The sequence below is a fragment of the Desulfovibrio sp. genome (genome assembly GCF_019422935.1).
GTDB lineage: Bacteria > Desulfobacterota > Desulfovibrionia > Desulfovibrionales > Desulfovibrionaceae > Desulfovibrio.
Genome location: NZ_JAHZCJ010000005.1, coordinates 227376 through 249096 on the forward strand (window position 1 = coordinate 227376; position 21721 = coordinate 249096).

The 21721-nt window shown below is 59.8% G+C and carries 14 protein-coding genes and 1 tRNA gene; all 15 read left to right on the forward strand.

What is annotated here, in order from left to right; translation table 11 throughout:
- Positions 1-228 precede the first annotated feature (228 nt).
- Positions 229-804 (forward strand): TetR/AcrR family transcriptional regulator, encoded by a 576-nt coding sequence (locus tag QZ383_RS08750; protein WP_291444752.1) that lies wholly within the window; start codon positions 229-231, stop codon positions 802-804.
- Between the two features lie 335 nt (positions 805-1139).
- The gene (locus tag QZ383_RS08755; RefSeq protein ID WP_276612854.1) at positions 1140-1994 is read left to right on the forward strand and encodes a hypothetical protein; all 855 of its coding nucleotides are present in this window, start codon (positions 1140-1142) and stop codon (positions 1992-1994) included.
- Positions 1995-2073: 79 nt separating this feature from the next.
- Positions 2074-3210, forward strand: a complete 1137-nt coding sequence (locus tag QZ383_RS08760; protein ID WP_291444722.1) for a serine protease — start codon at positions 2074-2076, stop codon at positions 3208-3210.
- Positions 3207-4568: an SrfA family protein gene (locus QZ383_RS08765; protein WP_291444723.1), complete on the forward strand. Its 1362-nt coding sequence runs from the start codon at positions 3207-3209 to the stop codon at positions 4566-4568. Before QZ383_RS08760 ends, QZ383_RS08765 begins: the two co-directional genes overlap by 4 nt.
- A gap of 2 nt (positions 4569-4570) precedes the next feature.
- Complete coding sequence (locus QZ383_RS08770) at positions 4571-7720, forward strand: virulence factor SrfB (protein ID WP_291444725.1); 3150 nt, start codon at positions 4571-4573, stop codon at positions 7718-7720.
- Between the two features lie 27 nt (positions 7721-7747).
- A complete protein-coding gene (locus QZ383_RS08775) occupies positions 7748-10357 on the forward strand; it encodes a virulence factor SrfC family protein (protein ID WP_291444727.1) in 2610 nt (869 codons plus the stop codon).
- A gap of 3 nt (positions 10358-10360) precedes the next feature.
- Entirely contained in the window at positions 10361-11458 is a 1098-nt protein-coding gene (locus tag QZ383_RS08780) for a sel1 repeat family protein (protein WP_291444730.1), read from the forward strand.
- A gap of 55 nt (positions 11459-11513) precedes the next feature.
- Complete coding sequence (locus QZ383_RS08785; RefSeq protein ID WP_291444732.1) at positions 11514-13493, forward strand: vWA domain-containing protein; 1980 nt, start codon at positions 11514-11516, stop codon at positions 13491-13493.
- Between the two features lie 213 nt (positions 13494-13706).
- Complete coding sequence (locus QZ383_RS08790) at positions 13707-14522, forward strand: ABC transporter ATP-binding protein (protein ID WP_291444734.1); 816 nt, start codon at positions 13707-13709, stop codon at positions 14520-14522.
- A 2-nt stretch (positions 14523-14524) separates the two neighbouring features.
- A complete protein-coding gene (locus QZ383_RS08795) occupies positions 14525-15784 on the forward strand; it encodes an FtsX-like permease family protein (protein WP_291444736.1) in 1260 nt (419 codons plus the stop codon).
- Positions 15774-17489, forward strand: a complete 1716-nt coding sequence (locus tag QZ383_RS08800; RefSeq protein ID WP_291444737.1) for an SUMF1/EgtB/PvdO family nonheme iron enzyme — start codon at positions 15774-15776, stop codon at positions 17487-17489. The genes QZ383_RS08795 and QZ383_RS08800 overlap by 11 nt, the downstream gene beginning before the upstream one ends.
- Positions 17490-17506: 17 nt before the next feature.
- Complete coding sequence (locus QZ383_RS08805; protein ID WP_192111745.1) at positions 17507-18412, forward strand: NAD(P)-dependent oxidoreductase; 906 nt, start codon at positions 17507-17509, stop codon at positions 18410-18412.
- 116 nt (positions 18413-18528) lie between these two features.
- Complete coding sequence (locus QZ383_RS08810) at positions 18529-20556, forward strand: alpha-amylase family glycosyl hydrolase (protein ID WP_291444740.1); 2028 nt, start codon at positions 18529-18531, stop codon at positions 20554-20556.
- Between the two features lie 54 nt (positions 20557-20610).
- Positions 20611-20687, forward strand: a tRNA-Pro gene (locus QZ383_RS08815).
- 240 nt (positions 20688-20927) lie between these two features.
- Positions 20928-21608 carry an outer membrane beta-barrel protein gene (locus QZ383_RS08820; RefSeq protein WP_291444741.1) on the forward strand — a complete coding sequence of 227 codons (681 nt, stop codon included), beginning with the start codon at positions 20928-20930 and terminating at the stop codon, positions 21606-21608.
- Positions 21609-21721: the final 113 nt, after the last annotated feature.

The following is a 21721-nucleotide window of genomic DNA, read 5'->3' on the forward strand; positions in this document are numbered from 1 at the left end:
TTTTCACATTACAATGTTTGTCTTAGGGCGGTACAAACTTGCCGTAAAGGCGTTTTGGGGTGCGGGTTTTTATAAAAATCCGCGTTGGGCAGGCAAACAGTTTACTGCCTTTTTGCTCACGAGAACAAGCAATAACCTCACGCATACCTTGACTTTACGGGTTTTATGTGTAATGGGGTCAACGCAAGGAAAAACCTTATGCCTCACTCTAACCCAGCAAAAGCCGTGATGAACAAAAACAAGAAAGAAGCGTTGCTTCAGGCCGCCAAAGAACTTTTTGGCGAATGCGGGTATGTGGAAACCACATTCAAAAAAATATCCGACAAAGCTGGTGTTGCCCTCGGGTTGTTGACCCACCACTACGGCAACAAGGAAAAGCTGTTTCTTGCCTCTGGACTTGATGTCCTGGAACGCTTTCTCGTAAGGCTGCGCGCAGCCACCGCCGAAGCCACCTGTGGTTACGATGGCGTCATGCGTTTTTGCAGGGCATACCTTGATTTTTCGATCGACAAGGATTCCAACTGGCTGGTGCTTGTGCGCTGTTCGCCCTACAGCGACATGAAAACCAAAACCGACCGCGATATTATGGATTCCATGTTTTCTCAGGTGCACAACGAGCTTGAGCGCGTTATCGCCAAGGGCGTGGAAGACGGCAGCATAGTGAAGGTCGACAGCAAAAGCACCGCCCAGGTGATTATTTCCCTTATGGTCGGTTCCAACCGTACACGGGTGCTGACCCCTTATGCGATGCCCACGCTGTACGAAGATGTTCTTGAGTTCATTTCACGCTCCATCAAGGCATAGAGCTTGTTTGCAGCACACAGTCGGGCCGTCGGTCGTAAAGATCGGCGGCTTTTTTGCATCTTTTGTTGCCCGGCTGATGTGCGCAGCGATGGAAAACATGAACGTTCTGCACCCTGAGCCGCCTTTGCGTAACAATCTTCTGCATGCTTGATGCTCCGGCAGGGCAATAGGGCTTGCCGAGCCGCAGCGCTTTGAAGTAAATTCAAAATGTTCAGGGTACATTATCACGAGTGAACAGTTCTATCCGCTCCAGTATTCTGTGCGGATTGCCGGGAGCTCTGGGCAGACATGCCGTGGCGCTCGTAGACTCAACCCTTATTGAGGAGACGGTTTTTATGCAAAGGCTTGCCAGCATACCCTTGTGCCTTTTTCTTGCTGCAGGATTGTTGATCTCGGGCTGCACCAGCAAATATGGCGATCAGAAAACCAAGGTCAATTATTATCCGCAGTGCTATCAGCCTGTTAACCAGTTGCGGCAGGACGAAAACAGCACGGGTAAAAGCACTGCCGCTGGCGCTGTTGGCGGCGCTCTGCTTGGCGCGCTTATTGGCGGTCTTGCCACAGGCAAGGCCAGCGGTGCCGTGGCTGGTGCTGTTGCGGGCGGCGCTGCGGGCGCTGTGGCGGGCAACGTCTACGGCAAGTCCAAAGCTCAGGATCGCGATGCCGCATATCTGCACCAGTACAGCCAGCAGCTTGGCAGCGAGGCTGCCAGCATGAACCGCTCCACCGCAGCAGCCAAAGTTGCGGCCAAGTGCTATGACGAACAGTTCAAGCTTGCCGCCGGGCAGTTCAAGGCCGGGCAGATCACCCGCATGGAATTTCAGGACAGGTATAATGAAATTCGCAGCGGCCTTGAGGAAACCTCGTTTATCCTGAATGATACCGCCACCACCATGGCCAAGAAGGACGGCGAGTATCAGCAGGCTCTGGCCGAACCTTACACTTCAGCGCAGCCCACCACTGCTGCGACTTCGTCGTCCAGTTCTGGCGCTACCAAGTTCAAAAAGGGTGCAGCCGCGCAGCCCAAGAGCACACCTGCGGCCAGCGCCTCGCGTACGCCGGAGCAGAACAATGTTGCCGCGCAGGCTGCGGAGTGGAAATCTTCACGCGAAGATCTTGAAACCACGCGCCGCGATGTGAACGCGCGGATGTCCAGTTACGAAGAAACCGTCAATAACCTGCTGGGATAACTCTGTTGCCGCGCAGCCGCTATTTTTATGGCGATTGCGCGGCTTTTTACTGCGCCGCATATACCGCGCGGAGCCATAGATGAACGAAAGCCAACACCCCGTACCGCCTGAAACACCGCCAAGCGCCGCTCCTGTGGAAGGTGCCGTTCCCGCTGCCGCGGTTGTCCTGCCCTGGTATCGCCGCCCTCTTTTCTGGGGTGTGCTGTTGTTTCTGGGGCTTTTGCTGCTGGCCGCATGGCTGTTCTGGAAAGAATGGCAGCAGGCCGAGGCTTCCAAGGCTGCCGTTGCCGCTCAAACGGAGCAGTGGCGCGAGCACAACGCGGCGCTTGAAACATTCATGCAGCAATTGCGCGCCCTGCTTGCCAAGGAGCCTTGCGAAGTAAAGCAGGGACTTGGACTCATCAGCCCGCCTGCGGGTGTCATGTGGCCTCCTTTGGGTTCAGGCTCTGGCGCTGTGAATCCAGGCTCTGCCCGCGCGGATGCAGCCACCCTGCCGCCCACGGCAGACGCCAAAACGCAGGTGCCGCACGCGCCCATGCAACAGCAGACGCCCAAGAATGTTTCCGAGCTGATGGAACAGGGCACAGTGCTTGTGCTTGCTATGCGGGAAGAGGGCCTTTCCATGGGGTCCGGCTTTTTTGTGGCCCCGGGCTACGTGGTTACCAATGCCCATGTGGTGGGTAACGCCACTCAGGCGGTCGTTGTGAACAAAGCCCTGGGCAGACCCTTTGAGGCAAGCGTACGTCAGGTAACCCACGACAACGGGCAGGATTTTGCCGTGCTTGGCGTTAACGGCGCTTCTGGTGTTGTGCCGCTCAAGTTCGCGCCGGGCGTGAGCCGGACCGAACGCGTGAGCGCGTGGGGCTTCCCCGGCGCCGTCACCACTGACGATCCCAAATTTGCGGCCCTGCTCAAGGGCGATGAAGCCGCTGCGCCCGAAGTGGTGTATACCGAGGGCGTTGTGAGCGTTATTCTTGAGCGCAAGCCGCCGCTTATTGTGCACACGGCCACAGTTTCGCAGGGCAACAGCGGCGGGCCGCTTGTCAACGACAAGGGCGATGTGGTGGGCATCAACACCTTTATCAAATTGGACGATGCTTCCTACAGGCAATCCAGTCTCGCCATTGTCAGCACAAGCCTGGCAGCGTTTTTACGCTCGGCGGGCGTTCCCGTCACCATGGCCCAGAGCAGTGAATCCGCCGGAGGCAAGCCATGAGTACCCGCATTGCGGTCAGTCTGCGCGGTCAGATGCGCGCGCTTGCCAGCCAGGGCATATTTGCCACCGACTGCTATGAACAGTTGAAATCCATCCTGCTGCAAAAGCTCGGGCCGGATCATGCCGCCCTGCTCGCCGAGCCGCAACACAATGCCGAGGGCAACAGCGTTGACTGGTATGCCGAAGGCAATGGCCCGGCGGTTCCTCTTGCGGAACTTTCGGAGCAGGATGCGCAGGCCCTGCGCGCCCGTGCGGGCACGTTGGCCTCTGATATTGCCGGATTGTCCAGCGACCTCACTGCAGACGCACAGGCGCGGCAGGCCCTTTCGGGCCAGTTGCTGCGGCTTGCCCTGCAACACCCGGCGGATGAAGACATCTGGTCTGTGGATGGCCGCCCCGTTCTCATTAACTGGGGCTTTGCCCCCGGCAGCGTGGGCGCGCAACCGCAGGACCTCACCCGGCTTGGCGGCGTGCTGCCGCCTCCCCCGCCGCCTGCGCCTGTAGCCGCTGTTCCCGTGGCTGTACCGCCGCGCAGCGGGTGCCTGCCGTGGCTGCTGCCGCTCCTGCTCTTGCTGCTTCTGCTCTGGCTTTTGGGCGCGGCGCTGGGGCTTTTGCCTTCTCCCCTGCCTTCGGGCTGCATGCCCGTTGACCGCAGCGCTATGGAGGCCGAAAAACAGAAGGCCGCCGCCAACGAAGATCAGCTTGCCCTCCTGTGGCGTCAGTTGCAGGAGCGTGCGGCCCTGTGCAAGCCTGTTGCACCTCCGGTAACGCCAACGCCCCCCAAGGTTGAGGAAAAGAAGGAAGAACCCAAGCCCGACCCGGAAGTGGTGGAACCCTTCCTTGGCGAAACGCCTGTGGAGCCGCCCAAGGTGGCGGAAGCTCCCAAGCCCAAGCCGAAGCCTGAACCAAAACAGGAGCCAAAGCCCCTGCCCAAGGAAGAACCCAAGCAGCAGGAGCCGCCCAAGCCCGCGCCCAAGAAGAATGACAACCTTGCCATTCCTGAAGACGCGGCCAAAAAGAACGATCTGAGCTTCCTTGAAGGTTGCTGGACAAGCGAAACCGGCCTGTATTCGCACCCCTCCAACGAACCGATCATTGCAGAATACTGCTTTGACAAGAGCGGCAAGGGACGCCGTCTTGTGCGCGAGCGCAATGGTCAGGTGTGCAGTGGTTCGGCTTCGGCGCGTTTTCAGGGCAACCAGTTGCAGTTTGATTCCAGTCAGGCCCGTTGCCCGCGTGGCGGCACCTATGTTCCGCAAAAGGTTGAATGTACCGGACAGGAAAACACCACCCAGTGCAAGGGCAGAGAGCTTGGCGGGGCCAATCTCAAGTGGGATGCCCGTTTCAAAAGGAAATAATGATGGATGTCATACCCCGTTACCTTTCGCCGGTCAGCATTATTCCCGGCGGCTGCCCGCAGTTTCTTGATTTCTCCATGCCCGAAGATGCCGTCAAAAGACTGCGGCGGTATTTTCGCGAAGAAAAAAAGAAAGAATCCGACGAGCAGACGCGTTACACCCACTATCTGCGCTGCCTGACAGAAACGGAAAACGGCTTTATCGACCAGTTGAGCGGCCTGCCCTGCGATGAGGACTACAGCATCGAAGCCCGGCGCGCGCTGGATGCCTGGGAAGGCCACTGGCTGCCCATTCCCTTTTTGCGCACGCTCGACCAGCCCTGGCCGGACGGCGGCAAGCGCTTTGAATGCGGCCCCTCCAACTGGGCGAGGGCGCGGGTTATGCGGTCAGAAAGACACCCCGGTCAGCTCCGCGTGGTGCTCATGTTTGACACCAATGTGGAAGACCGCCCCGCTCAGGGCGAGCAGTACCATGCGCTTTCTCCGCAGGATGTGACGGCCCACGGGCATTTTATGCTGGCCCACCTTGTGCGCGACAATTCGTGGTTTCTCAACGCGGCCTGGGTGGATGAATGGCTCAACGGCCTCTATGATGCGTGGAAGCAGTCACAGCACCGTGGACGCGGCGCATGGCACGATGGCTACCCCTACGTGCTGGAGCATCTGGCCTCCTACCTCACATGGCTTGACGTGGTGCGCCTTGCGCTCAACGATCTGGCGGCTCAGGTCATCAATCCTGACCGCGACACCCCTGTGGATGTGGATCTTGTGCTGGATATCGGCAATTCGCGCACCACGGGCATCTTGGTGGAAACCCTGCCCCAACGCATCACCAATCTCAACGACAGTTACCTGCTTGAACTGCGCGATCTGAGCCAGCCGGAACACATCTATTCCGACCCCTTTGAAACGCGTGTGGAATTTGTGGATGCGGCCTTTGGCAACGATGCGCTTTCGCGCCGTTCGGGCCGCCAGACTCCGGCCTTTGCCTGGCCTTCTGCCGTGCGCATCGGGCCGGAAGCCGCCCGCCTTGCCACGCAGGCCGTGTGCGCAGAGGGCACGACAGGCATGTCCAGCCCCAAGCGCTACCTGTGGGACGAACGCCCCTGGCAACAGAGCTGGCGCTACAACACTGGCGGCAAATCCGAGCCCATGGTCAGCCGAGGGCTGTTTCCGCGCCAGTTGAACCCGCAGGGTACGCCGCTTTCGTGCTTTGACGACCCCATGTTCAAAAAAAGCCCGGCCCTGCAAAAGCAGCAGCCTGAGCCGATTTTTGAATCACTGTTTACGCGCTCATCGCTCATGCTCTTCATGCTGGGCGAAATTCTGACTCAGGCCCTTGTGACCATCAATTCGCCAGCCACACGCGCCCGCCGTGAGCTGCCCAACCTGCCCCGCAGGCTCAGAAGGCTCATCTTTACGGTGCCTACGGCCATGCCCGTTGCGGAAAAACGTATTTTCCGCCGCTGGGTCACGTGGGCCGTGCGCGTGGTGTGGGACGCCCTTGGCTGGAGCCAGTGGTACGCCCCGCGGCTACAGACCCGCACCCTCACGGGCGATTACCGCCAAAGCCCGCAGGTGCGCTGCGACTGGGACGAAGCCAGTTGCTCGCAGCTTGTACTGCTCTACAACGAACTTGCGGTCAAACAGCACGGCGACGCGCACCATCTGTTTCGCCTCATGGGCAAGCCGCGCGAGGCCTGCGGCAACCATCCGTGCATTCGCATGGCTTCCATTGATATTGGCGGCGGCACAACCGACCTTTCCATCACCACCTTCGAGCTTGCCAGCGGCGAGGGCGACACCGCGCGCATCAAGCCGCATACGGAATTCAGGGACGGCTTCAACATTGCGGGCGATGAAGTACTTCGCGAGGTTGTGGCCAACCATGTGATCCCGGCCATTGGTCAGGCGCTGACGCGCGAGGGCCTTGCAGAACCGCGTTCTCTGCTGGGGCAGCTTTTTGGGCGCGACTCCATCGGCATGTCGCAGGAAGACCGCAATACAAGGGTGCGGCTGGTGCGGCAGATTGCCGTGCCCGTTGCCCTGGGGCTGCTGGCAACCTGCGAAAATCCCGACCTGCGCGGCAGCGTTTTTAATTGCACGCTGGGCGACTTTTTTGAGCCTGACCCTGTGGGCAGCGGAGAAACGGCTGATGCTGCGGCAGATACGGCGGCGGACGCCGCACCATCTGCGGCAAAGCCCGCAGCGGATTCGCCCCGGTTCAGCCCGGCAGCACTTGCGCCACGGCCTCAGCCTGCAACACTGCGGGATGTTAAGGCAATGGTGCGGCGCTCCGCATCCTTCATCCAGAACTTTAACATCCTTGATGTGCCCATCAGCGTCAATCAGGCCGCTGTGGAAGAAACCATCCGCAGCACGCTTGGCTCAACGCTTTCCGCCCTGTGCGAAGTGGTGCACATGTACGATTGCGATGTGCTGCTGCTCACCGGGCGGCCCAGTTCGTGGAACGGCGTTATCGCCACAGTGCTCGCCAAGCTGCCCGTGCCGCCAGACAGGATCATTCCCATGCGGCGCTATCACGCTGGCTCGTGGTATCCCTTTGCCGATGCGCAGGGCCGCATTACCGACCCCAAAACCACGGTTGTGGTGGGGGCCATCCTCTGCGCGCTTGCCGATGGGCATCTTGAAGGTTTCTCCTTTGATTCCGGCGCGCTCAAGCTTACATCTACCGCCCGTTATATCGGCGAGATGGATATCAACAGCCAGCTCAAGCGCCCCAAGGTCTGGTTTACCGTGGATGTGGAGAGCAAGGACGGCACGGACAAAACCCGCGCCGTGGCCTTCAGCGGGCCGCTTTCCATAGGCTACAGACAACTGGATGCCGAGCGCTGGCCCACCACGCGCTACCATCTGCTGACCTTTGCCACGGAGGAAGCCCGCTCCCGCGCTTCGGGCCGACTGCCCTATAGGGTTGAGGTCAGCCTGAGCGTTGCCGATGCCCTGGATGAGGAAGATATCCGCAGCGAGACGGACAAGGATCGCCGTAGCGAGGGCGAGTTCCGCATTGATTCCATCGTGGATTGCCAGGAGCGCAGCGTTGACCGCCGCGATCTTGAAATCCGCCTGCAAACCCTGAAACTGGACGAAGGCTACTGGCTGGATACGGGCATTGTCACCGACGCCGGATAATTGAGGATGGTTATGCAGCAGCAGGATATGGATTTAGCGCGGCACTGCCGCGAACTGGCGGAAACTTCCCGTTCCGCAGGGGCATGGCTTCAGGACAATGCCGAACTTGTGGGCAATGAACGCGCAGCCCTGCAAAAGGATCTGCGCCATGCGGCCCGCTTTTTCGGCAAGTGCGAGCAGGCGGCCCGCCGCAAGATGTGCGTGGGCGTGTTTGGCCCCAGCCAGTCGGGCAAGTCCTACCTTATCTCGGCCCTTGCCAGCGATGCGGACAAGGTGCTTCTGGCCGATTTTTGCGGTCAGACCTTCAACTTCATCAAGGATATCAACCCAGAGGGCGGCAAGGAATCCACGGGGCTGGTTACGCGTTTTACCACCACGCCGCCCGAGGGCGTTACCGAGGCCTACCCCATCCGCCTGCGTCTGCTTTCGGAAACTGACGTGGCCCGTGTGCTCGCCAATACGTACTATGCGGACTGCGACCACAAAGACGCACCCAATGCCGAGGCTCTCGCCAAGGAGCTGGAGAGCCTGCAGGGCCGCGCCCAGTCTGCGCCCGTACCCGGCGGCATGAACGTGGACGATGTGGAAGAATTGCGCGATTATGTGAACAAAAACTTCATTTCGCGCCCCAGAGTGCAGATGCTCCAAAACGGCTACTGGGTGCGGGCCATGGAACTGGCCCCCCGTCTGGAGCTGGAAGACCGCGCCCGTCTTGTGGGCCTGATATGGGACAGTGTGCCGGAATTTCAGGCAGTGTATATTCAGCTTGGCGCGGCCCTGCGTCAGCTTGGCAACGCTGCCGAGGCATGTTGCGCCATTGACGCGCTCATACCCCGCAGCAACAGCATTATTGACGTGGCGCGATTGCAGGGCCTCAACGAGCCACCTACGGACATGCTGACCCTTGTGGGCGCGGAGGGCCGCAAGGCTGACCTGCCCCGCGCGCTGGTGACGGCCCTTACGGCCGAAATCACCATCTACATGCGTGAAAAGCCGGACGATTTTTTTGACCACACCGACCTGCTGGACTTTCCCGGATACCGCGCGCGCTACAAATTCAGCGATCTGCGCGCCGCGCTGGACAGCCGCAAGGACATGCTCAAGGAACTCTTTTTGCGCGGCAAGGTGGCCTATCTTTTTGAGCGCTACCGAGAAGAAAAAGAGCTCACCAGCATGCTGCTCTGCATCGGACCCAGCACCCAGGAGGTGCAGGATCTGCCGCAGGCCGTGTATGAATGGATATGCTCCACCCACGGCGAAACGCCGGAAATGCGCGCCAGCAAAGCGCCAGCGCTCTTTTTTGTGCTCACCAAGATGGACATGGAGTTTGAAAAAAAGGCCGGATCGCCCTCAGTGGAAACCCGCTGGACAACCCGGCTGGAATCCTCGCTGGTGAACTTTTTCGGTCAGGTGCACGACTGGCCGCAAAACTGGGACGGCACGCACCCCTTCAATAATGTCTTTTTGCTGCGCAATCCCAACTTCTTGTGCGAAGCCATTTTCGATTACGACGACAGGCGTGAAACCGGCATCCGGCAGGAACAACAGGCCTTTGTGGAAGAAGTGCGTCAGTCCTTCATGCAATCGCCACTGGTGCAGAAGCATGTGGCTGACCCGGAACGGGCCTGGCAGGCGGCCATGACGCTCAACGACGGCGGCGTTGGCCTGCTGCGCCAGAGCCTGCGGCCCCTGTGTAATCCAGAACTCAAGCGGCAGCAGATCAGCGGCAGCCTTGCCGAAAAATGCGAGCGTCTGCGCACCGGGCTTGCGCCCTTCTACCGCACGGACGACAGGGAAGAACTGCGCAGGCAAAAGGAGCAGCTCTCCCGTCTGTTGGTTTCGCAGATGGCCAAGGTTGCGGAAAAGCAGCTCTTCGGCGAATTTTTGCGCCGCCTTCAGGTGCGCGATTTTGACCTCTACGAAATCTGCCTCAACGCCCGCCAAAGCCCGGATGAAGGCCAGGCCGCCGCGCCAGCTCAGGTTGTGGGCGCGCGTGTTTCCGCCAACGACATTCTGGGCGACATCTTTGGCGACGACGCTCCTGTGTCCGCGCCAGCGGCAGACGCCGCCGATGCGGAAGCCAAAGACAGCGCCCAGGTCTTTGCCGGAATGGTCATGGACCACTGGACAGGGCGGCTGCGCGACCTCTGCAACGATGTGGAAGTCAGGGGCCAGCTTGGCCTGCCCGCCAAGGAACTTGACCAGTTCTGCCATGAGCTTGTGCAGGCCGCAGCGCGCTGCAAGCTGCGCGAAAATCTGGAGGCGGAGCTGCGCCGTTCTTCGGCATTCAGCAACATGGCCCGCGAGCGCCTCATGTGGAAGCAGGTGAGCCTTGCTGCGGACGCCATCAACGCCTTTGTGGACTGGTGGGGCTTTGACCCACGCTTCAAGGATCAGACGCGGCGTACCGTTGTTTTTGGCGGCAAAAGCGTGCCCCTGTTTAACCCACCGCAGGAAATCAAAGGGGAACCCCGCATCGGCGAGGAAGAATCGCCCTATGACCGCCTGTGGTATACCGACTGGCTGCGCGCCATGGCATACAGCGTTATGGCCAATGTGGATTTTGACGGTCAGCAGAGCGTCAACCCTGAACAGAACAACCGCCTGCGCGAACTTTTGCAGGCCTTCAAAGGATAAACCATGCGCGCCAGCATTTCAGCCGATACCGGGCGCGGCCCCGGTAACGGAATCATCGAGATATTTGACGCAGGCGATGTGAGCGAACCCGGCTTTACACTGCTGCGGGCATCTGACGGCAAATGCCTTGGCCCCCGTGGCTGGCAGGAGAGCGAAACCCTGCTCACCCCCGATGCCTGGGATAATGACGGAGGCAGCCTGCGGCTGGCCGTTGGCCCTGCGGTGGTGGACGAGGTGGACAACCTCGATGCCTACCGTATCAGCCTGCGCGGCGTAGGCAGCTGCGCCCTTGCCGTAAAATCGCTCGTATATTCCAACATCGCGGGCGGGCATGGCATGGGCGCTGGCGCTCCGCAAACTCCCCCGCCTGTCGCGCCGCCCGCTCTCGAACCGGAGTCGGAACCAGTGCTGGAATCGCCGGAGCCGCCTCTGGCTTTTGAGGAGCCGCAAGCACCCCAGCAGCAGGAAGCTCCGCTCGAAATGGCAAGCAAGGAAGAAGGCAAATCCGGCGGCAAGGCCGGGCTTGTGCTCCTGCTTGTGCTTGCAGCCATTGCCGCAGGCGTTGCCGCGTGGTGGTTCCTGCTGCGCGAGCCGGAAAAAGCCCCCCTGCCCACGCCCCCTGAGCAGACGCAGAATGCGGACAAGCCCCAAAGCCCTGATCAGGCCCAGCCCAAGCCCGGAGACGCCGGACAGCAAGGGGCGGATGCCGCCAAGCAGCCGCTTTCCCCGTTGGCTTCCGCGCGGGAGCAGTTGCGCGGGCAGGCACTGCCCGACGTGAGCCTTGCCATGGCAAAGCCCTTGCGCAAGGCCGACGCCAAGCCGGAAGAAAGCGACGCCGCATTTTTGCTGCTGGAAGATGCGGCGCAGAAAGGCGATGCCGAAGCCATGTTCCTTGTGGGTCAGTTTTACGACCCCGCCAGCACCCTGCCGCGCGGCAGCATCCCCGCCGACCTCACGCAGGCCAAGCGCTGGTACGATCAGGCCCTGCAAAAGGGCCAGCCTCAGGCCAAGGCGGCACTGGATACGCTGAAAGAACACGCCCGCGCTCTTGAGGCCAAGGGTGATGCCGAGGCGCGCTCCCTGCTGCAAAACTGGCAATAAACGCGGCCCCCGAGCAGTTTGACCTGGAATTGCTGTATTCCGCGAGGAGTTCACTATGCACTGCATGCCCCTGTTTCGCCGTTGCTGCCTTGTAGCCCTGCTGATGCTGGGCCTTGGCGTCTGCCTTGCTGGCACTGTTTCCACCTCTTCTGCCGCGCCCCTGTTGCAGCAGGGTAAAAAAACGCTGTTCCAGCGGGTGGTCAGCCATCCCGGCGCGGCTCTGCTGGCCGAGCCAAAGGCCGATGGCGCCGTGGTGCGCAAAAGCGTGGTGCCCTTTACGGTTATGTACGTCTATGACCGCAAGGATGCGTACATTCAGGTTGGTGCTTCCACCGCGCAGCCCGAGGGCTGGATGGAAGCCGCCAAGGCTACGGACTGGAACCAGTCGCTCACCCTGCTGTTCACGCCCCGCACCGGGCGCGATCCTGTGCTGTTTTTCAAGACGGAAACCGGCCTGAACGAACTGTGCGCCGCTCCAGACATGGAGAAAAGGCTCGATGCCCTTGAAGCGCAGGCAGCAAGCCTGCGGCAGAGCAACCAGCCCGCGCCGGAAACCATGCCCATCCTTGCCAGCGAGCCGTCGGACGCGCAGGGCGCAGTGTCTGAAAAACGCTTTTATCTCATGCCCATACTGGACATGAAAGACCCCTTTGACGGCGTAAAGTTCCTGCGGGTGGCCTCCATAGACCCCGGCAACGGCAAGAACAAGGACGGCAAGAACGGCCCGCCCAAGACCGGCATTGCCCTTGTCATCGACACCACCATTTCCATGAAGCCCTATATCGACCAGAGCCTGAACGTGGTTCGGCAGATATACGACAAGATTGAAAAAGATCACATGACAGACAATGTGGGCTTTGCCGTTGTGGCCTTTCGCAGCAGCACCAAGGCAACGCCCGGTCTGGAATACACCACCGAGGTTGTGAGCGATTTTGCCACGGCAAAAGACCGCAAAAGCCTTGAAGACAAGCTCTCAAAAGTGCAGGAAGCCAAGGTTTCCAGCCACGATTTCAACGAAGATTCGCTGGCCGGCGTGTACAAGGCCGTTGAAGGCCTGAACTGGGGCGACTATTCCTCGCGTCTTATCTTGCTGATCACTGATGCAGGCCCGCTCAAAAGCGGCGACAAGTTTGCCTCTGTGGCCATGGGCCCAAGCGAAGTCAACGACTTTGCCCGCCAAAAGGGCATCTGGATTACCGCCCTGCATCTCAAAAGCCCCGGCGGCAACGCCAACCACGCCTATGCGGAGCAGAGCTACCGCGCACTGAGCAAGCTTTCGGGCAACCGCTCCAACTATCTTGTTGTGTCCGCACCCACGCCCGCCAAGGGTGCGGAGCAGTTTGCCGCCATCACCAAGACCCTCGCCACCGGCATGCTCGATATGGTCAAGAACACCGCCGAAGGCAAGATCATGACCAAGCCCAAGGACGAGAAGCCGCAGACGGCTTCAGCGGAGGATCAGGCCGCCAATCTGGCCGCGACCCTCGGCTATGCCATGCAGCTTGAATACCTCGGCAAGGCGCGTGAAAATGCCGCGCCTTCCGTGGTAAATTCATGGATTGCAGACATGGATCTGAACCAGCTTGCCAAGAGCAGGCAGACCCCTTGCGTTGACGTGGCCGTGCTGCTGACCAAGAACCAGCTCAACGACCTGAGCGCCCAGCTCAAGGCCATCATCGACAATGCCGAGCGCACCAAGAAGACTGACGCGCGCGACTTTTTCCAGGGTGTGCTTTCTGCCTCCACCCGTATGGCCCGCGATCCCAACATGCCCACGCAGGGCAAGAATCTGGCCGAACTTGGCGTGCTTTCCGAATTTCTGGACGGTCTGCCCTACAAGAGCGACGTCATGCTGCTGCGCGAGGAAGACTGGTACCGCATGAGCGTGGGTGAGCAGACGGCCTTTATCAACCGCCTCAAATCCCGGCTTGCCCGCTATGAGGAATATGACCGCGACCGCGCCAACTGGGAAAGCTTCGGTCAGGCCAACCCCGGCGACTGGGTTTACCGTGTGCCGCTGAGCATGCTGCCCTAGGGCTGTTCACTATGTTTTTTTGTTCCCTGCCTGTGCCTCAGATAGCCTTTTTATTCAGGTCGAGTACCAAACAGCGTGCACTTCCTTCATAAATAGGCCCCTTCCCTGGCAGGGAACAAGATTTTTCATGATCTTGGCCCAACCGGGCGCGCAATGGGGCCGCAGACGGGCAACAGCAAAAGTCTGCGGCCCGCCGCAATGCTTGGAGTTTTAATGTCCGACATGGTTTTCAGCCTGCGTAATATTGGCAAAACCCGGCCCGGTGACGAGGGGTTTCGCCTGCGCATAGAGCAGCTTGACGTGCCGCGCGGCAGTCTGCTGGCTCTGGTTGGCCCCAGCGGTTGCGGCAAAAGCACCGCGCTGGATATGCTGGCCTGCGCCCTCAGCCCGGATATGACGCCCGAGGGCTTTGCCCTGCCGCACAAACCCACCGGATCAGGGCAAGGCAACCTGCCCCATCCTGCCAGTGCCGCAGCCAGTTTTATGTTCAGCCCGCAGGCCGGAATCTCTACGGATATTCTGGCCGCGTGGCGCAGTGGCGGCACCGATGCTCTGGCCCTGCTGCGCCTGCACCATCTTGGCTATGTGTTGCAAACAGGCGGGCTGCTGCCCTTCCTGAGCGCGCGGGAAAATATTGTGCTTCGCTGCAAGAGCCTCGGCATCCTTGCCAAGCGTCAGGAGGCCATCACAACCGTGGTTGATCGGCTTGGCATCGGGCACTTGCTGGGGCATTACCCGGCAACGCTCTCTGTGGGTGAACGCCAACGGGTCGCCATAGCCTCGGCGCTGGCGCACGGGCCATCTGTCGTGCTGGCGGACGAACCAACAGCCGCGCTTGATCCCGGCCATGCGGCCAACGTGCTGCGGCTTTTTGCGGAGCTTGCGCGCCAGTTGAGCATCACGGTGGTCATGGTCACGCACAACCTTGAGCAGGCGCGTCAGGCAGGCTTTGTGCTCGCGCCGGTACGCGTGGAGCAGGACAAGGGCGGCAGCGCGTCTATCCTCCACTGGACAGGGAGGGCGGCCTGATTATGGCGGCGAATACTTGGACAACCATGCTGCGGCTGGCCTGCAAGGACTACTGGCACGAATTTTTGCTCTCGGCCTGCGCCGTGCTCGGGCTGGCAGCAGTGCTCACTCCTCTGCTGGTGCTCTACGGCGTAAAATTCGGCGTGGTGCAAACACTCACCGAGCGCCTGCGCAACGACCCCCGCAATCTTGAAATTTCGCCCGTCATAAGCGGCAGATACACGCCTGAATATCTTGCCAAACTGGCAGCCCATCCGGATGTGGCCTTTGTGCTGCCCCGCACGCGCTCCATTGCCGCCACCATGGATTTGAACGCGGGCAATGGCGATGCGCGCTCCGTGCTGGTGGCCTCGCTGGAGCCGACCGCAGAGGGCGACCCCCTGTTGCTGCGCTTTGGCGCTACGGTGCCAAGCATGCCGCAATCGCCAGACACCGAAGCCATTGGCGTAACTCTGTCTTCCTCTGCGGCGGAAAAGCTGCATCTCAAGCAGGGCGACACCCTTAATGGAAAGGTTGAACGGCGCTTTCAGGGCAAGGTGCAGACAGCCCGCGTGGCTCTGCGTGTGGCGGCAGTGCTGCCTCTGGCGGCCCAACAAAAAGATGTGGCCTACGTACCGCTGGCCCTCATGGAAGCCACGGAAGACTATCGCGATGGCCGCGCCGTGCCCGAACTGGGCACGCAGAACGGCTGGACAGGCGAACCCCGCCCGCAGGGCGAGCGCGTCTACCCCGGATTCCGCCTGTACGCCCGCAGCCTTGACCATGTAATGCCGCTGCGGGAGGCCTTTGCCGCCCAAAAGCTTGATGTGTACACCCATGCGGAAGAAATCGAGCAGGTTACGGCGCTTGCCCGCGCCCTCAACCTGATATTTGCCCTCATTTGCGCGGCAACGGCCATCGGCTTTCTGGCGTCCACCGCCAGCAGCGTGCTGGCTGGCATCAAGCGCAAGGAGCGCATCCTCGGCCTGCTGCGGCTTCACGGCTTCACCACGGGCAAACTGATGCTCTTTCCGCTGGCGCAATCCCTGCTGACCGCCCTTACGGGCACGGCCCTGGCTTCCGGCGTGTACGGGGTGGCTGCCTTTGCCATCAACAAGCTTTTCAGCGCCAGCGTTACCGGCATGGAGCAGGTCTGCCTTCTGCTGCCGGAGCATTTTGCGTTGGCCTTTGCCGCAGTTTCTGGCCTTGCCCTGCTGGCCGCCCTTGCCCCTGCCTTGCGGGCTGCCCGCGTTGAACCCTCGGAGGTTATCCGTGAAATCTGATCTGCGCATCCGCAATCTCGCGCCCTTGCAGTGGGGCTTTGCCGCCGCGGTGTGCTGCGCCCTGCTCCTTGCCCCCTGCGCCTCGCAATCCGCTCTGGCGGCTCTGGCCCGCAAGGCCGATGTGAGCACGGCTGACGCCTATAATCCCAAACCGGCGGATAACGACATCATCCTGCCCATGCCCTGCGGCCTGAGCATGGTTTTCAAGCTGGTGGCAGTGCCCGCCAAAGGTCTGCTGTGGGATATGCCCATGCGTCCCGGTGTGGACGACAGCGCCCATCAGGACAGAGCCTTCTACGACCGGCGCTACAATACCGCGCTTTCCGGCGCTTTTACGCTTGAAGACCTGCCCGCAGCGTGGCGCAAACAGGCTCCGCAGGGGCAGAACTACTTTTACCTTGTGGCAAAGTACGAAGTCAGCAACCTGCAATGGCATGCCGTGATGGACAATGCCTGCCCGGATACGGCAAATCCCGGCGCGGAAGCGGCCCGTCCCGCTACGGATATGAGCTGGTATGATGCCGTGGACTTTACCCGCCGTTACACCACATGGCTTTTGCAGAACGCGCCCGATTCGTTGCCGCGCTTTGCTGGCGACCAGCGCAACGTGGGCTTTGTGCGCCTGCCCACAGAAACGGAATGGGAATACGCCGCGCGCGGCGGGCAGACTGCTGGCAGCCAGCTGCTGTTGCAGGAGGATTTTTTTGCCCTGCCCACTGGGGAGAGCAAGGCCGACTACGCCGTTTACAGGCCGGAACAGGGCGCACGGGCCGAGGGCATGGCAAACATTGGCTCGCGCAAGCCCAATCCGCTTGGTATTTATGACACCGCCGGCAATGCTGCGGAAATGGTGCTGGATGCCTTTCGCTTTTCAATGGCTGGCCGTTTGCACGGCTCTGCTGGCGGTTTTGTGCGCAAGGGCGGCTCCTTCCTCTCCGGCGATGCGGAAATTCTGCCGGGCCGCAGGGAAGAAATGCCCTTCTTTCTCACAGACGGCCCCGCACACGCCCGCGATCTGGGCTTTCGCCCCGTAATATCAGGTATCAATACTCCCGGCGGCGGGCGTCCGCAGGAACTGACCGCCGAATGGAACAAGGCTGGCGAGAAACTGGCCCCGCTGGCGCAGGACGGTCAGACCGCCCGTAATCCCCTTGATGAACTCGACCGCCTGCTGGCTGCCGCGCCGGATGAGGCCTCCCGCAAGAATCTTCAGGATCTGCGCAATACCATCAAGGAAAACAATGTCATGCTGGAACGCCAGAAGCAGCTTGAAGCGCAATCGCTGCTGCGTACCGGCGTATATATGATCGAAACCCTAAGAAATTACTCCAGCAGACGTAACAGTTTGAAAACGCAAATTGAAAGTATGGAGCGTGAAAAGGCTTCCGCCAAGGGTGCGGCCCTTGAAAAGCTCAAGCAGATATTGGATACTGCCAACCGGGGCCTTGTGATGCTTGATACGAGCATTGAAAAGTCCCTCACCTTTTACCGCAGCAAGGTAGAAGAAAGCGCGTTGCTTGCTCCCGAAGTTCTTGCTGCCGCTGATGCATCCCTTGCAAAGGATTTCAGCGGCAATGACCCCTTCAATGAGAACATGCATCGAAACCTTGAACTGTATCGGCTCCACGTGGACGCGGTGCGCAAAAACAAAACCGTTTCGCGCGAGGCCATGCAGAAAGCAATCCTTGAACGCCGTTTTCAGTAGACAAAAGGAGAGAATCAATGGCTGACAAAATGCGTATTGGCTGGATTGGCACGGGTGTGATGGGCCTGTCGATGGCTGGACACCTTCAGGCAGCCGGCTGGCCGCTGACCGTATATAACCGCACCAAGGCCAAGACCGAACCCCTGCTCGCCAAGGGCGCCAAGTGGGCCGACACCCCCCGCGCCGTGGCCGAAGCCTCTGACGTGGTCTTTACCATTGTGGGCTATCCCCACGATGTGGAAGAAGTGACGCTGGGCGAAAACGGCGTGCTGCGCGGCCTGGCCGCTGGCGGCATTGTGTGCGACATGAGCACCTCCAGCCCCGTGCTGGCCGAGCGCATTGCCGCTGCCGCCAAAAAGCAGGGCTGCGAATCGCTGGACGCCCCTGTTACCGGCGGCGACGTGGGCGCGCGCGATGCCAAGCTCTCCATCTTTGTGGGCGGCGACAACGCGGCTTACGAGCGCGTACTGCCCTGCTTCAACAAGATGGGCACCAACATTCTGCACTGCGGCGGCGCTGGCTTTGGCCAGAAGGGCAAGCTTGCCAATCAGGCCGCCATTGCTGGCGTGATGATCAGCACCTGCGAATCCTTCCTTTTTGCGCAGGAAGCAGGCCTTGACGTTGCCAAGTGGATGGAGCTTGTGGTTGCGGGTTCCGGCGGCAGCTTTGCCATGAACACCCTTGGCCGCCGCATGCTCAAGGGCGACTTTGCCCCCGGCTTCTTTATCGACCACTTCATCAAGGATCTGGGCCTCTGCCTTGACGAATGCCGCCGCATGAAGCTTGTGCTGCCGGGCATCACCCTGGCTGACCAGCTTTACCGCATCATGCAGGCCAAGGGCCAGGGCAGCAAGGGCACACAGGCTCTTGTGGAATGCCTTGCCGAACTTTCGGCCAAGGATTGGCGCGCCTGCTGCAAATAGCTGACGATTTCTGGCCAGCAATGGCCTTTGTGCCCGTCCGGCTTCCGGGTCGGACGGGCAATGCATGACGAGCCTGCGCCCGCCGCTTTCGGGCAACCGTAAACAGGAGATCCGCCATGCCTTCCGCTTCTCCCGGCAGTCCGTTGGATGACCCTGCCCTGGAGCAGTACCGTCCCTTCTTGCAATACCGCACCCAGGCCTACACGGCTGAAATTGAGCGCATACGCACCCTCTATGGTTCGTTGCGCGCCTACGCTGGTCAGCACCTCACCTTTGGCGCGCACCGCCAGTCAACGCCCGCAGGCAGCGTCTGGCGCTGGCGCGAATACATGCCCAATGCCGAAAGCCTGTGGCTCACTACCGACAAACTGAACTTTCAGCGTCACGCCAAATACCGCTTTGAGCGCCGTGCAGACGGCATTTTTGAACTGGAACTGCCCGGCGACGCCTTGCAGCACGGCACTTATGTGGAGTTGCGGCTGGTTCCCGCGCAAGCGCAGGATGCGCAGCACCCCGGCAAGGCCCTCAAGCGTGTGCCAGCCTTTGCCAACTGGGTGGAACAGAACGCGGCAGTACCGGAGCAATGGTGCGCCCGCTTGTGGCTGCCGGATGAACCCTACCGCTTCAAGCATCGCCGCCCTGCCCGTCAGGCCTTTCCCCGTATTTACGAGGCCCATGTGGGCATGGCGCAATCCGCGCAGGCGCACAAGGGCGACAGCGTAGGCAGCTATGCAGATTTTTGCCGAGACATCCTGCCCCGCATCAAGGCTTGCGGCTACACGGCGGTGCAGCTCATGGGCATACTGGAGCACCCGCTGTACAAATCATTCGGCTATCAGGTGAGCAGCTATTTTGCGCCGTCCTCGCGTTACGGCACCCCGGACGGCTTTAAGGAGCTTGTGGACACCGCGCACGGCCTGGGGCTTGCGGTGATACTAGATGTGCCCCACGGCCACGCCAGCGCCAACACGGAGCAAGGGCTGGCGCAGTACGATGGCAGCAGGTACTTTTTTACCGGGCAGCAAAACCAGTGGGGAACGCCATCCTTTGATTTCAGCCAGGAGGCAACGCGGCGTTTTCTGCTCTCCAACTGCCGCTACTGGCTGGAAGAATTCCGCGTGGACGGCTTCCGCTTTGATGCCGTGGGCAACATGCTCTATGCGGATTTTGGCGAGGATGACGATTTTTCTCACGTGGGTCGCTGCTTTTACGGCAAAAACGGCCTGCCCCGCGCCGATGTGAACGGGGAGCTGTATCTCAATCTTGCCAATGCCCTCACGCACGAGCTTGCCCCATCAGCCATGACCATTGCCGAAGAATTCTCCGGCATGCCGGGGCTGACCTGCCCGCCCGAGCAAGGCGGCCTTGGCTTTGATTACCGCTTCGCCATGGGTATTCCCGATTACTGGGCCAAGTGCATTGAAGAGCCGCGCGACATGGGCAGCCTGTGGTATGAAATGACCAACCATCGGCCCTACGACCGCACAATCAGCTATGTGGAATGCCACGACCAGCACATCAACGGCAGCGATGCCATGATCTGGCGGTTGCTGGGCGATGCCATGTACGGTCATATGGGCAACAAGGCCGAGAGCTGGAACATATCGCGCGGGCTGGCCTTCTATCGGCTCATGCGGCTTATAACGCTGGCAACGGCGGATGCGGGCTACCTGAACTTTATGGGTTGCGAATTCGGGCATCCCGAATGGCTGGATGCGGAAAAACACGCGCACCGCCAATGGCGGCTGGCGGACGACCCGGGGCTGAAATATCACTCCCTGGCCTCATGGGACAGGCAGATGCTCGCCCTTGTGCAAAGCCACCTTGAGGACTTTGCCCAACCGCCCATGTTCCGCTTTATACATGAAGAAAAGCGATTGCTGGCCTTTGAGCGCGGGCAACTGCTCTTTGCCTTCAACTTTCACGAGCTTGAGGCGCAAAAAAGCCTGCGCTTTGCAGTAAGCCCCGGCAAGTATGCGGAGCTGCTTTCGTCTGACGAAATCCGCTTTGCCGGGCATGGCAATCTGGCGGTAAAAAGCCCGCCAACAGAGCATTTTACTGCTCCCCTGCCGGGTCGGTATGAGGGGGATATCACCCTGTATCTTCCGCCGCTTGTGGGATTAGTCTTAAAAAATGCAAAATAATGTTGCAAAAATGTTGACAGACCGGGCTGTTCCGCGTAGTTACTCTTTTCGCGTCGGGATGTAGCGCAGCCTGGGAGCGCACTTGAATGGGGTTCAAGGGGTCGAAGGTTCAAATCCTTTCATCCCGACCAGAGATTTAAAGGGAATTCATGGAAACATGGATTCCCTTTTCTCGTTTCTAACGGCTGTTTTTCCGCTTCCTATCGACAAAAACCCATATTCCCCTGCCTGTAAGTTTAAAAAATCTGTTTTTTTTACCTCATCACGCATAATTTGTGCCAAAAACAGTTGCCTGACAGTTGTCGTCAAGAAAAAAAAGGAATAAGCAAAAAACAAACCTGTTTTTTTTGGCAAAACCAAGGAGGGTCATCATGTTTAAGCGTCTCATGCTTGCATTGGTTCTGTCCCTGGCACTCGCGGCTCCTGCGGCTGCGGAAAACACCGGCGTTTATGGCGGCTTAAAATTTATTGATTCCATTCAAAGCACTGGCCCGTTCTCTCTGAGCGGTGATGTGAAGGGGCTTGGCGTTGGCCAGTATTCACAAAACACCGTTGGGGGCGGTATTTTTGTGGGGTACGACTTTTATCCGCATTTTCAGGTGCCCATGCGCACAGAACTGGAATATGCGATACGAAGCAATATGACCAAAACCTGGGATCAGCAGATTAATGGCGGCACAGCATCGTTTAAGGGCGAGTGGGGCGTGCAAACGCTGTTTGCCAACGCATATTGGGACTTCCACAACTCCACGGCCTTTACCCCTTACCTTGGCGGCGGCCTCGGCATGGGATTCATCAAGACCAAGTACACTGCGGACGTTGACGGCGATGGGGATTCCGGCAGCCTGACGCAGTATGATACCGTTTTTGCATGGAATCTCGGCGCGGGCTGTTCCTATGCCTTTACGGAAAACATCTCGGCAGATCTGGCCTACCGCTTTGTGGGGCTGGGCTATACCGACATCAGCAAGCGCGTTGACGACAACAAGGTTTCCATCGGCAATACTCCGTATGCCAATGAATTCAGCCTTGGCCTGCGCTTTACGTTCTAGGCATAGGAAACGACAAACTGTCAGCTAGATCAGTGGGCCGGGGATTTCTCCCCGGCCCTTTTTTGTATGTAGAAAACCCCCCGCTAGGCGGGGGGTTCCGTAAAGCTTAAAGC